We start from the raw sequence: 12849 nt of genomic DNA on the forward strand, positions 1-12849 counted from the left end.
ATCGACGACCGCGCGCCCGGCGGTTCAGGCTGGCGTGGGAAGACTGATTCGGCTGCGCACGCCTGCCCACGTGCTCACATCGCCAACAGGCGTCACCTTCCGGACCACGAAGTTGCCGGCATCCACCGCGTACAGAACGTTCTGTGCCGACATTGCAATGCCGCCCATCGTTCCGAAGCGGGCGACTTGTGCGCTGCCATCCAGGTAAAGGTCCGGCGCGAAGACGCTGTACCCCTCGCTGTTGTTAAACACTCTGGGGTACTGCGCACCGGCGTAGGTCGAGACCGTTCCATCGGGCGTGACCTTGCGAATCACATTGTTCCCCCGGTCCGCCACGTAGACGGCGCCATTCGCATCAACGGCCAAAGGCGAAGGCTGGTAGCTAAACCCGGCAACGGCGCCTTCTCCATCGAGGTAGTAGGGCCTGAGCAGGTTGTTGGAGCCGGCGAGTATCGTCACCACCGCCTGCGGCGTGATTTTCTTGATTCGCCTGTCGTCGTAGACATAGAGATTCTTCTTGCCGTCGACAACCAGTGCCGTCGGGTTCACAAACCGGGCGTCCGCGCCCACGCCGTTCTCGCCAGCCTCGCCGCCGGAGCGTGCCGCGAATCCACCGTCGCTCGGTGTTCCCGCGACAGTAGTGACTGCGCCGTTCGGTGCAACCTTGCGAATCGTCTTCTGAAAGTCCTCGATGAAGTAGACAGTCCCGTCGGCGTCTGCCGTCATCGCAGACGGTGCATCCAGAAGTGCCTCACTCCCAACGCCGTCCAAGTGGCCTCTTTTGCCAGCCTGTCCCGCCAGCACACTTGTCACACCCTGCGCATCGATCTTCTCGATAGTCGCATTGCCATAATTCGAGACATAGAGCGCGCCCTTCCCGTCAACCGCGATGCCACCCAGGTATGCGTCGTGCCATCGAAGAAGATTGTCCGGACCACCACCGACGGTCGTCGTCAGCGTCGACACGCTGCCTTCGGGCGTGATCTTCCGGATGACCGTGTCTTGGTCGGGCATCTTGTCGATCACGAACTGATTGCCGGATGGGTCGATGGCCATGGCGCCTGGCGAGACAAATCGCGCCGCCTGCCCGATGCCATCGGCATGCCGGGAAAGAGGCAACTCTTCCTCCTTTTGCGGCGATGCTGCCTTCTGTACGACCGATGTCGGCGGTGGCGGCATTGCCGCCCCTGCACCGCCGCCGAGTCCCGAATTTCCGTCGCCGCCTCCGCCGCATGCAGCCAACAGCGTGGTTGCGACGGTGATCCACGCCGCACCGAACCTCTTCCCCCGAACATTCAAAGTCATGACGCACTCCCTGTTGTGAAGAAAAACCCAACACAGATTTGCTCGCACGCTTCTCTCGGCATCGGGTGGGCCCCGTCGGACCCGGGCGCTACTTGTAGTCGAGCGTGAAGGTCGCCGTACCGTCCGCACGACCCGGCGTGACCTTGTCGCCAGTCTGAAAGTAGCGCGCGGTGTAGGGCAGCACATAGGAGCCATCCATCGACGGCCCCACCAACGCTTCTTCGCCGAATTTCACCGGCACGCTCTTGTCGTTCACCACCTGGATGCCCACGCCGGTGGCGGTGCTCGAACCGGCCTGCGTGAGCTTCAGCACACCCTGCTCGTTCGAGGGGTCTTGCATCGCATCCATGCGCAGATAGACCGTGTTTTGCGCGTTCTGCCCCGCCTTGCAATTGAGCTTGATGTTGAACTTGCGGTCGCCCGCTGTGGTGCCCTTGCCCTTGAAGCTGCTCTGCGGCACCTTGCCGAACTCCACCGAGATGTTTCGCGAGCCCAGGTCCACCGTGCACGACGGCGTGATGATCGTGATGCCGACGCCCGAGAGAATGGTCGTCAGCACCGATTGCTGCGGGGGCTCCAGGCTGAAGTACCGGGTGTAGATCCCTTGTGCGAGAGGCCCATTGCCGGTCACGGGAGCGGTCTTGAACAACTCCACCCGAAAGCGCGATTTGGCGTCGAAGTCTCCGAAGGTGGTCGACGTCGAACGGTCATGCGGATACTGGTTGACTTCGGGCGCCGTCGTGCTGGTCCCGTCGTTGAAAAAGCGCGACAGCCGGATACCGACACCGGCTACGTCTGTGCTGAACACCTTGGACTGGCTGAAACCCGTCAGCTCGGTGCCCTGCAGCATGACGCCCTTCACATTGCCTCCCCCTGTGCACGTCCACGGCTGGTTGGTGGTACCCGCCAGAGGCAGGGGAAAGTCCTTTGGCGGGATGATCAAGGCGCCCACGGGCAAGTCGTTCGGAATGACCACCCGACCAACTTCCATGTTGACGATTTTCTCTACGTAGCCCGGTGTGACGGTGCAGACGGCTTGCGCGGCCTGCGCGCCGAGCAGCAGCACGAAGGCCGGCGCGGCGAGGCGGACGGAGCGGCGCACGGCCTTCGTCGCGCGGAATGGATGGCTGCGGTTCATTCGGCTCCCTTGGATTGCACGGCACCCGACGCGGGCACCGGCGTGGACGCGGGCACTGGTGCAGCGCACTGCCCGGCCAGCTCGCGGATGGGCGGCGGACTGGCCTCCTCGGGCAGGCTGTAGGGCACCACGCACTGGTCGCGCTCACCCTGGCCCCATCGCACCGTCAGGCGGCCGCTCTGTGCAGCCCCCGTCACGAAGGCCTGCCCATCGGGGCCGACCACACCGACCTCCTGGCCCGTCTCGCTCTCGATCTTCGAGCCCAGCGGCAGCATCTGGCCCTTCTGGTCGGTCAGCGTCATCAGCAGGCGGAAGCCCACCGAGGTCTCGAACTTCGCGACCACCACCGCGCCGCGCGTGGGCACCACCTCGGTGGCCGCGTTCTTCACCTCCACCGTGTCGCCCAGGTCGGCCGTGCGCAGCGCCAGCCGGTTCAGCCGGTACGGACTCAGGTTGGGAATGACCGCATTGCCCGCTGCGTCCGTGGCCACGCCCGGTTGCGATTCGAGGCCCACGCCGCCGGCCTTGGGCGCTTGCACCAGCCCGATCGTCTCGCCCAGCGGCTGCGACAGCGTCACGCCGCCGCTGTGCATCACCAGGCCGCCGGCCATGCCGAAGGTCGTCTGCCCGTAGCCACGGCCCTGCGAATAGCCCAGATCGAAGCGACCTACCTGCGACAGATAGCTTGCGCTTGCGCTGCCGCTCGTGCCCTGGCCGCTGGCGTTCGAATGGCCGGTCGTCACGTTGTAGGTCAGGCGGCTGTCGTCGAAGGCCGAGCCGTAGACGCTGGCCTGCTGGGAGAGCTGGCCGTTGCTGTCGCGGTTGACCGAGTACATCGCACTGGCGCGCGTGTCGCCCAGCGGAATGCTCAGCGTGAACATGATCTGGCGCGTGGCCGGCCGGTTCAGCGTGGTGCTGTGGTTGTAGAACACGCTGTAGCCGAACTGCTTGTAGCTGCCCGAGTAGCCCACCTGCGCCAGCCGGTCCTTGGCATCCGTGCCCCAGTAGCTTTGCTGGCGGATCGTGGCGAAGACCGAGCCCATGTTGCCGATTTGCTGCGACAGTTCGAAGCGCAGCTCGTTGCGCCGGCTGTTCAGGCTGCTGGGCAGCAACAGCTCCTGCATCTGCACCGCCTCCTGGAAGGTACGGTAGCCGCTGGTCGAGTAGCGGTAGCCCGCCATGCGGAAGTTGGTGCCCGAGTCGATGAAGGACTTCGAGTACAGAAAGCGCAGCGACTGGCCGCTGTAGGTGTTGTTCAGGCGATCGACCGTGCGCGCGCTCGACAGGTCGACCGACACCGCGCCGAAATCGCGCATGTTCTTGCCCACGCCCGCCAGCAGCGACTGGTACTTGCCCGAGGCAATCAGCCCGCCGTACACCGAGAACTCGTTGCCCAGGCCGCGCGCCAGCGTGGCCTGCATGAAGGTGGGCTGCGCCAGCAATGGCCTTGCGCCGGCCGCATTGCCGTCATAGCCGTTGCGGTACTTGCCGACGGTGGCCGAATAGCGCCAGGTGCCCTCGCGCAGCAGCGTGGGCACGGCCGAGAAGGCCTGCGTGTACTTGGTCTGCCGGCCATCGGCCTCGGCGATGGTCACTTCCAGGTCGCCGCTCGATGCGGTGGGGTACAGGTCATCGATGACGAACGGCCCCGGCGCCACGAAGGTGCTGTAGATGATGTAGCCGTTCTGGCGCACCGTCACGCGCGCATTGGTCTGCGCCACGCCGCGGATGGTGGGTGCGTAGCCCTGCTGGCTGTCGGGCAGCATCGCGTCGTCGGACGAGATCTGCACGCCGCGAAACGGCAGGCTGTCGAAGAAGTTACCTGGTGTGTTGCCGTCGCCGATCAGCAGTTGCCCGTTGATCGAGGCCAGGTCGCGCTGCGCATAGGTGTTGATGCCTTGCCACTTGCTCTTGCCGTCGATGCCACGGTTGTAGGTCGAGAAGTGCCGAAAGCGCCAGTCGCCGTAGTTGAAGCCCGCACGCAAGCCCGCGAACAGGGAGTTGCGCTGGAGGGTCTTGTTGCGGTCGGCGAAGGGGTTGCCGTCGAACGCGTTCTGCGGGGTCGCAAAGGGGTTCGTGTCGTTGCGGTAGTTGTCGCCGCTGTAGCGCGCGAAGTTGAGCTGATAGTCCAGCATGCCGGCGGTGATGCCCTTGTCCCACTTCTCGGGGCCGACCGCGCCGCGTGCCGAGCGCTTGAGCGCCGCTTGCGGAATGCTGACGAACAGGCGCTGCTTGCCGCCGTCGTAGGTGAAAGTTGCATCGGGAATGATCGTTCCCAGGTCGACGCAGGCATCGTCCGCAGCGCTCGCCAGTGCGGGGAACACCGCCACGTTGACGCCCCAGTCGTCGAGCATGCGGCGCGTGAGACAGGGCACGGCGTCGCTTTTGCCTTCCCTCTCGAGGAAGCGGATTTCGGTCTGCCCGGCGCCGCGCTCGTTGAGCGACACGTCGACCATGTACTTGCCGGCCAGCACGCGGTTGCCGAAGGAGAAGAGCGACAGGTCGGCATGCGGCTGGTCGCCGCCGATGCCAAGGAATTCCTCGTTGAAGCTGGAGCCGGCCACCTGCTGTTGCTGCGCATGGCCGGGCGTACCCAGTGCGCCCAGAAGGGCGGCACACAGCGTCAACCGGAACGGCGCGCGAAGCGCAGATGAAGAACGGCGCATGGCGGTCTGGCCTTGCGTCTCAGCGCTTCGCCGCATCCGCGGACGGCGCGGGCGGCGGCACGAGTTCGGCCTTCACGGCCACGGGCGCGGCGGCCTCAGGCACTTTGACGAATTCTTCAGGCGTCTCGCCCCCGTAGTCGTTGAGCGTGGTGAAGTTCACCTGCACCGCCTGCGGCGCCTTCACTGCGGTCAGCGGATACGACATCTCGCCGAACGGCGGCACCATGTCGGCGTTGATCAGTTGCTGGCCGCTGTTGATGTTCAACGCAGTGAAGGTCACGTTGTAAGCCGTGGGATTGCCGACCTTGAGCACGGCGCCCTGGCCCTGTGCACCGGCGCTGACGGCCCAGGTGAGCTGCGCACGCGACTCCTCGGGCTTGCCGACCAGCTTCGAGGGGCGATAGAACAGCTTGATGCGGCTGCGCACCGCGATCTGCAGCACGTTCTCGTCCTTGGCCTTCTCGGGGATCTCCTTGACGTTGAGCCAGAACACCGACTCGCGGTCTGCGGGCAGATCGCCGGCCACGCGCATGATGCGCAGGATGTTTTCCATGCCGGGATCGAGCCGCGACAACGGCGGCGTGACGAGCAGAGGGGTCTTGTTCTTGCCTTCGCCGGCATCGATCCAGGTCTGGACCACGTAGGGCGAGGTGCCGGTGTTCTTCACCGGAATGGAGGCTTCGCGGTCCTTCTCACCGAGGATCACGCGCGTGCCGCCGAGCATCACGCCCGCACCGGCGGGCCACTGCAGGCCCAGCGTCAGCAGGAAGGCGAAAGCCCACCGAAAGCGATTGTTGCTGCACATAGAAAGAAAAATCCTTGGGTGGCGGATGGCACGCATGGAGCAACACGCGCGGCCCGGCACTGCGGCGCATCGAGGCACCGGCGGGAAAACAAAGAGAGGAGGAAATGCCGACGCCGGCCGGGACGCTTCAGTCCAGGCGCGGCATCAGGCATGAAAGGCACCGCCTGCCAGCCCGAAGCGGTGTGCGCTCCGGCCAGCGGCAGATGCCGCAGACGCTACTTACTTGTAGGCAACCGTGAACTGCGCGGTGCCGTTGGCCGGGCCGGTCGTCACAGTCGTTTTCGTTGACACGTAGACCGCCTGGAACTTCAGCGAGTTGTCGCCGACGCCAAGGACGTACTGGCCGGATTCCGAACCTAGCGGGATCTTGGCGCCAGCGGAATCACCGATTTCGATCCCCACGCCCGATGCCGCACCCGCACCGACCTGGCCGGCATTGGCCACGCGCAGAACTGTGGCGTCGTCGAGATCGGCGGTGCCCGAGAACGTCACGGTCGCACCCTTGGCAGTGGCACCGCAACCCAGCAGGTCGATGCTGAACTTGGCAGGCGTGGACTTCTTACCGACAGTCCCGCCGGAGAACACTGGCGGCGTGGCGGTACTGAGCGTGCCGAAAACGTTGCGCGACACCTTGCCCAGCGGCACGGTCATGTTCTGGCTGTTGGGCGAGATCGAGCAAGGTGCGTCGACGATGTCGCCCGTGAAGTTGATGGTGCCGTCAGCGGCGAAGGCGCCTTGCGACAGAACGCCAGCCGCGACCAGTGCGGCGAGTTTGATGAAAGCTGCTTTCTGCATTTACATTCCCTGATGATTTATATAACCGAATTGCTATCTGCCTATGCAAGGCAGGCCGCAGTCTAGTTATCCAAAGACGAGAGAAGAAGTGCAATTAGCATCAGTTCACTATGGTTAACAGTGTTATCCGAACGCTTGTGACATACGCACGGAGATTAACAAACAGACACCTTTAGTGTGCAACTTGCAACACCAGCTTTCCGAAGTTTTGCCCGGCAAACAGCTTGTTGAGCGACTCGGGGAAGGTATCGAGGCCTTGCACGACGTCTTCCTTGCTCTTCATGCGCCCATCTTTCAGGTAGCCGGCCAGCTCGGCGATGGCAATGGGGTAGCGGTCGGCGTAGTCGAACACCACGATGCCTTCCATGCGCGCGCGGTTCACCAGCAGGCTCAGGTAGTTGCGCGGGCCGGCGGCCGGCATGCTGTTGGCGTTGTTGTACTGGCTGATGGCGCCGCAGATGATGATGCGGGCCTTGCGCGCCAGCTTGGCCAGCACGTGGTCGAGGATCTCGCCGCCGACGTTGTCGAAATAGATGTCCACGCCCTTGGGGCAGTGTTCCTTCAGGCCTGCGCGCACCGCGCCCTCGCCGGCCTTGTAGTCGATGCAGGCGTCGAAGCCCAGCTCCTTCACCACCCATTCGCACTTGGCCGCGCCGCCCGCGATGCCGACGACGCGGCAGCCCTTGAGCTTGGCAAGCTGGCCCACCGTCTGGCCGACCGCGCCGGCCGCGCCCGACACCACCACCGTCTCGCCCGGCTTGGGCTGGCCCACGTCCATCAGCCCGAAGTAGCCGGTCATGCCCGGCATGCCGAGCACGTTGAGCCACTGGCCGATGGTGCCGACGTTCAGGTCGACCTTCACCAGCCCGTTGCGCTTGATCTGGTCTTGCGGGATGAGGATGTATTCCTGCACGCCGAGCGTGCCGTAGACCGTGTCGCCGACCGCGAACTGCGGGTTCTTCGACGCGATGACACGGCCGATGCCGCCGGCGCGCATCACCTCGTCGATGCCCACGGGCGGGATGTAGCTCTTGGCGTCGTTGAGCCAGCCGCGCATGGCGGGGTCGAGCGACAGCGACAGTGTCTGGACCAGCACGCCGCCCTCGTCCGGCTCGCCGACGGGCTCGGTGGTGAACTTCCAGTTTTCACGGGTGGCCGCGCCTTCGGGACGTTTGGCGAGGCGGACCTGGTGGTTGGTGAGGGGGCTGCTCATGATGTCTCCTTGGTTGACGGCTGGCACGCAGGCGCATCGTAGCTGCGCACTCCAAGCCGGCTGGTAGCGCAGGTGACAGCGCGCACCCGCCCGGCAACCCCTTGACCTAAGGCAGCCGAATGGTGATCTGCAACCCCGGATGCGCGTTGCGCACCGTCAGCTCGCCGCCGTGCGCCTCGGCGATCAGCCGGCACAGGTACATGCCCAGGCCGACGCCACCGGTGGTGCGCGCGCGGGCGCCATCGGTGCGATAGAAGGGCTCAGTCAGGCGTTCGAGCTGCGCCTCCTCGACACCGGGGCCGTGGTCGCGCACCTCGATCTCGACGCCCTGCTTCTTGCCATCGACCACCGCACGCAGCGACACGCACGGCGGCCGGGGTGCGCCGGCGCTGTAGCGCAGGGCATTGTCCAGCAGGTTGCGCACCAGCAGGCGAACACGCATGCGGTCGACGGCGTGCGGCGGCAGGCCTTCGGCCAGATCGAGATGCACGTCCTGTGCATCCGGCATCTCGGCCACGGCCTCGCGGATCAACACCGCCAGGTCGACGGGCTCGCGCTGCAGCGCCACGTGCGGACTGGCAAGGCGCTCGCTTTCGAGCAGGTCGCTGATCAGGTCGCGCATCTCGTTCAGGTCGCGCAGCAGCGCCTCGCGCTCGGCCTGTCCTTCGGGCGTGGCGGGCAACAGCTCGGCGTTGAGCCGGGCGCGCGTGAGCGGCGAGCGCAACTCGTGGCTCAGTGCCAGCAGCAGCCCGCGCTTGGCATCGAGCATGGCCTGGATGTCGTCGGCCATGGTGTTGATGCGCTGGGCAAGGTCACCCAGGTCGTCGTTGCGGCGGATCGGAATCGGCTGCGTGAACTCGCCACGGCCGAAGCGCTGCGCGCCCTCGCGAATGTCGATCAGCGGCCGCAGCAGACGGCTCACGAAGGCATAGGCCAGCACCACCAGCAGCAGGAGCACGCCGAGCGTGGCCCAGCCCGCGGTGCGCGGCGCGAACTGCCAAAGCTTGGGCGCCCAGCCGAAGATGACGCGGTGGCCATCGGCGGTGGGGCGAACGAACCACTTGTCGTTGCCCTGCGCCTCGTCGCGGTCGTGCATCCAGCCGCCGGGACTGTTGGGGCCGCTCGGGTTCGAGTCCCAATTGACTTGGGGCCCGACGATGCGGATGGTGATCGGCAGCCGGTTCACCAGCGCCTGCGCCCGCACCACGTCGGGCGGCGTGCCGAGTTCCGCGACGAGCCGGTCGGTGTAGTCCACCAGCATCGGCTGCGCGGCCTCGGCCCAGCCGGTGGAGAAGGACTTCTTCATGCCCCCCACGAACACCGCCGCCATCACCAGTGCCAGCATCACGAACATCATCACCAGCCGCATGCGCAGCGAGCGGCGCCAGCGGCGCTTGCCCTGCACCTTCTCGTGCCACTGCGCGTGCCATTGCTTGCGCATCTCTTCGCGGCGGCATGCCATCTCGCGCCATGCCTGGCGGTGGTCCCGGCGACGAAAGTTCATGCGGGCTCGCTGCGTGCCACGGCCAGCGCATAGCCGGCATTGCGCAGCGTCTTGATGCAGTCCAGCGGCTCCAGCTTCTTGCGCAGGCGGCTCACCACGATGTCGACCGCGCGCGTGTACAGCTCGGCCTCGTGGCCGCGCAGGCGGTTCAGGATGTCGTCGCGGCTGAACACCTTGCCGGGCTCGGCTGCCAGCAGCGCGAGCAGCTCGAACTCGGTGCCAGTCAACTCGACGCGCTCGCCGTGGCGCAGCACCTGGCGCCGGTCGAGGTCGATCGACAGGCCGTCGAACACGCGGTGCTGCACTCCGTTGGCCGCAGGCGGCACGCTGCGCTGGCGACGCAGGATGGTCTGCACGCGCGCCACCAGTTCGCGCGGCTCGAAGGGCTTGGGCACGTAGTCGTCGGCGCCCAGTTCGAGGCCGACCACGCGGTCCATCACTTCGCCGCGGGCGGTGAGCATCACGATGGGGATGTCGCTTTCCTTGCGGATCTCGCGGCACAACTCGAAGCCGTCCATCTCGGGCAGCATCACGTCGAGGATGGCGGCGTCGTAGTGGCCGGCGCGCAGCATGGCGAGACCTTCGCTGGGGCGCACCGCACTCTCGAGCGTGCAGCCGAAGCGTGCGAAGTAGGTGGTCAGCGGCGCGGCGAGGTGTTCGTCGTCGTCGATCAGCAGGATGCGCGGCATGGCGGGATTGTGCCTTCTGGCCAAAAAGTGGCGGATGACTTCGCTGACCATCAGACCGGCCGGCATCGCACCGCCAAGGTCAGGCCCGTCACCAGCAGCGCGAGCAACAGCGCGTGATAGATCACATCGGGCAGCGTGCGCGGACCGATGCCCAGGGCGATGGTGGCCAGGCCGACCAGCGTGCCCAGCAGCGCAAAGCCCTGGCCGACGATCGCGGCCCGGCGCGCGTCCGATGGGCGCAGCCAGGTCTCGACCGCGGCGAACACCAGCACGACCGCGATCACCGTCTCGGCCGTGCGGGCGTGTGGATGCGCGAAGCCCGGCACGATCCGGCCCGCGTGCACCATCGATGCGATGCCGAGCGTGAGCGCCTCGGTCAGCATCCAGGCGCGCGCGACCTGCGGACGCAATACGGATGTGGCGCCGCTCACCACGGATCGGCCCGGCCGATGCGGCCCAGGTGCGTGAGACCGAAGCCATCGGCGTACTTGAGCCCGTAGCCCAGGGCACGGTCGAGACCGATGTGGGTCAGCCAGATCAGGCTGCCGGCCACAGCCCAGGGCATGGCGGCGAGCACGCCCAGCGCCATCAGCGCGACGGCACCGACGTACGAATGCGCCGCGTTGTACAGGGCCGCGCCCACGCGCGGCCCTGCGAGGTAGCCCAGCATCGACAGATCGGGCGCGAACAGCAAGAGCGCGAACACGCCCCAGCCCGCGCCGAACTGCGCATAGGCGGCCAGCGCCACGCCCAGCACGGTGACGCCTTCGAGGCGCAACAGCGTGCGAACGCGGCCGGTGGCCATGCCCGCCGCGTCGTTGAAAGCCGCGGCGTGGGACACCCAGGGCGCCGGCGATGCGGTGACGCGCCGTACAGCGAGCCCGAAGGCCGACAGTGCTTCAGCCATGACGGCTCCAGCGGCGGCCGCCGCGCTCCATGAAGTCGCGCACCTTCTGCTGCTGCGCCGCGTTCAGGTTGTCGAAGAAGTCGGCGGCGGCGGCAATGACTTCGGGGCTGCCGGTGCGCACGACGGCAGTCTTCTCGTCGATGAGGCGCGAGGCGCCGGCCTGGTCGAGCTTGTTGCCCGCGAACAGCGCCTTGAACTGCGAGCGCGGATCGCCCGAGCCGCCGGCGCCGCGCATGGCTTCGCGCTGCGCCTGCAGCTTCTCGGCCAGCACGGTGAGCTTCTGCTTCTGTGCGGTATCGAGTTCGAGCTTGCTGCCCACGCGCTCGACCATCTTGGCGCGGAAGTCGGCGCTGTCGCCGCCGCCCCAGCCATGCCGTTGGCCGGCACAACCGGCGATGCTGCCGGCAACCATCGCCGCGCCGGCGAAACCGAAGAGAGTGCGTTTGATCCAGTGCTTCATATCAAGTCCTTGGTGTTGTCTTGTGAGGAGGAAGCTCGATGGTGCTCGGGGCACCGGGCCAAGTCCTCTCGCCGGCGTATCGGCGTGTTTCGTTTGATTGCGACGGCTGTGGGTGCCGCTTACAGGCGGCTGCTCTTGGCGTTGGCTGCTGCGGCGCGTGCGTCGACGGGGTTCTGCATGGTCGAGACGACCTTGCTGTTCACGCGCGAGCCCGAGGACACGTTCTGGTCGGGTGCGGCAGCCGTGCGCACGGCTTCGGCGACCACGCTGGCGCGGTCGGTCGACACGGCCACGGTTTCGGCGCCGCGCGAACCGCGCACGATGTTCTGGTTGGGTGCCGATGCGGTGCGCATGGCTTCTGCGTTGACCTCGACGCGGCTCTTGGCCGACACGAGGGGCTGCACGCCCTCGTAGCTTTCGGCCTTGGCGCCGGCAGCGGCGAGCATGGCGAACGAGCCGACGGCAACGATGTGCGTGAAGGAAAGAGATTTCATGATGCAGGCCTTTCTGGTGTGGAAGAAGAGGTCCTGATCGTGCTTGCGGAGGCGCCGCAAGTCCTTTCGCCGCAGTTTCGGCGTGTTTCGTTTTATTGCAGCGCTATTGCTTTCGCAGCAGTTGCAGCAGCGCGGCCAGGGCCAGGCAGGGCACGAGCAGCGCCCAAAAGCCCGCATGCGCATAACCCAGGCCGCCGCCGAGCGAGCCCACCGCGAAGGCGGCTACCGGTGGCCACGCCTTGTGCACGCGGGCCGATGCACCGGCCATGCCGGGCGCGCGCGTCGCGATGTCGACCAGGTCCATCACGAGTTGCGTGACGTTGCCGGTCATCACGGTGCTGGGTGTCAGCCGCGAGAAGACGCTGCGCGCGGCGGTGTTCTGGATCGACATGGTCAGCACGCCCATCAGCCCGACCGCAATGGCCGACGCGCCGTTGCCACTGACGAAAGGGCCCGCCCACACGGCGGCGCCCATGAAGGCCAGCAGGCACACCAGCTGCGTGCTCACCAGTGGAACGGCGGTGTCGAGCCCGCGTCGCTCGCGCCGCAACTGAAACAGCCGCGTGGCCGCCACGCCCAGCACGAAGGCCGGCAATGCCAGCAGTTTGCCAACCACGCCCGAATGCCCGCTGCCGGCCATGGCCGCGCCGATCAGCACGAAGTTGCCGGTGACGTGCGCGGTGAACAATCCGAACAGCGCCACGAACCCGAGCGTGTCGACAAAGCCGCCGGTGAAGGCCAGCAGCATGCCGCGCCATGCGCTCTCGGGCGGGCTGTCGGCGGCGGTTGCCGGTGCTGTGGTCGAGGGCGTGGCGTTGGTCATTCGCGCGGTGTCCTTTGCGGTGTGTCGGCCATCATGGCCGCGTTGCCGGC

13 protein-coding genes are annotated in these 12849 nt (G+C 66.4%); all 13 read right to left on the reverse strand.

The window, feature by feature from the left end; genetic code table 11:
• Window positions 1-24: 24 nt before the first annotated feature.
• Window positions 25-1305, reverse strand: coding sequence for a hypothetical protein (locus H7F35_RS09110; protein WP_187112578.1), 1281 nt, complete (start codon window positions 1303-1305; stop codon window positions 25-27).
• 88 nt (window positions 1306-1393) lie between these two features.
• The gene (locus H7F35_RS09115; protein ID WP_187112579.1) at window positions 1394-2443 is read right to left on the reverse strand and encodes a fimbrial protein; all 1050 of its coding nucleotides are present in this window, start codon (window positions 2441-2443) and stop codon (window positions 1394-1396) included.
• Entirely contained in the window at window positions 2440-5109 is a 2670-nt protein-coding gene (locus tag H7F35_RS09120) for a fimbria/pilus outer membrane usher protein (RefSeq protein ID WP_187112580.1), read from the reverse strand. Before H7F35_RS09120 ends, H7F35_RS09115 begins: the two co-directional genes overlap by 4 nt.
• 19 nt (window positions 5110-5128) lie before the next feature.
• Entirely contained in the window at window positions 5129-5914 is a 786-nt protein-coding gene (locus H7F35_RS09125; protein ID WP_187112581.1) for a molecular chaperone, read from the reverse strand.
• A gap of 219 nt (window positions 5915-6133) precedes the next feature.
• Complete coding sequence (locus H7F35_RS09130) at window positions 6134-6709, reverse strand: fimbrial protein (RefSeq protein WP_187112582.1); 576 nt, start codon at window positions 6707-6709, stop codon at window positions 6134-6136.
• Between the two features lie 172 nt (window positions 6710-6881).
• Window positions 6882-7922 carry an NADP-dependent oxidoreductase gene (locus H7F35_RS09135; protein WP_187112583.1) on the reverse strand — a complete coding sequence of 347 codons (1041 nt, stop codon included), beginning with the start codon at window positions 7920-7922 and terminating at the stop codon, window positions 6882-6884.
• Between the two features lie 106 nt (window positions 7923-8028).
• On the reverse strand, window positions 8029-9426 hold the full coding sequence (locus tag H7F35_RS09140; protein ID WP_187112584.1) for a sensor histidine kinase: 1398 nt from the start codon (window positions 9424-9426) through the stop codon (window positions 8029-8031).
• A complete protein-coding gene (locus tag H7F35_RS09145) occupies window positions 9423-10115 on the reverse strand; it encodes a response regulator transcription factor (RefSeq protein ID WP_187112585.1) in 693 nt (230 codons plus the stop codon). Before H7F35_RS09145 ends, H7F35_RS09140 begins: the two co-directional genes overlap by 4 nt.
• A 50-nt stretch (window positions 10116-10165) precedes the next feature.
• The gene (locus H7F35_RS09150) at window positions 10166-10546 is read right to left on the reverse strand and encodes a hypothetical protein (RefSeq protein ID WP_261803576.1); all 381 of its coding nucleotides are present in this window, start codon (window positions 10544-10546) and stop codon (window positions 10166-10168) included.
• On the reverse strand, window positions 10543-11022 hold the full coding sequence (locus H7F35_RS09155; RefSeq protein ID WP_222622014.1) for a DUF4260 domain-containing protein: 480 nt from the start codon (window positions 11020-11022) through the stop codon (window positions 10543-10545). Before H7F35_RS09155 ends, H7F35_RS09150 begins: the two co-directional genes overlap by 4 nt.
• A complete protein-coding gene (locus H7F35_RS09160; protein WP_187112586.1) occupies window positions 11015-11482 on the reverse strand; it encodes a Spy/CpxP family protein refolding chaperone in 468 nt (155 codons plus the stop codon). The genes H7F35_RS09155 and H7F35_RS09160 overlap by 8 nt, the downstream gene beginning before the upstream one ends.
• Window positions 11483-11601: 119 nt before the next feature.
• Window positions 11602-11976 carry a DUF4148 domain-containing protein gene (locus H7F35_RS09165; RefSeq protein WP_187112587.1) on the reverse strand — a complete coding sequence of 125 codons (375 nt, stop codon included), beginning with the start codon at window positions 11974-11976 and terminating at the stop codon, window positions 11602-11604.
• A 103-nt stretch (window positions 11977-12079) separates the two neighbouring features.
• Window positions 12080-12799, reverse strand: a complete 720-nt coding sequence (locus H7F35_RS09170; protein ID WP_187112588.1) for a YoaK family protein — start codon at window positions 12797-12799, stop codon at window positions 12080-12082.
• Between the last annotated feature and the right edge of the window lie 50 nt (window positions 12800-12849).

Origin of the sequence: Variovorax sp. PAMC26660, assembly GCF_014302995.1 — a bacterium.
Taxonomy (GTDB): Bacteria; Pseudomonadota; Gammaproteobacteria; order Burkholderiales; family Burkholderiaceae_C; genus Variovorax.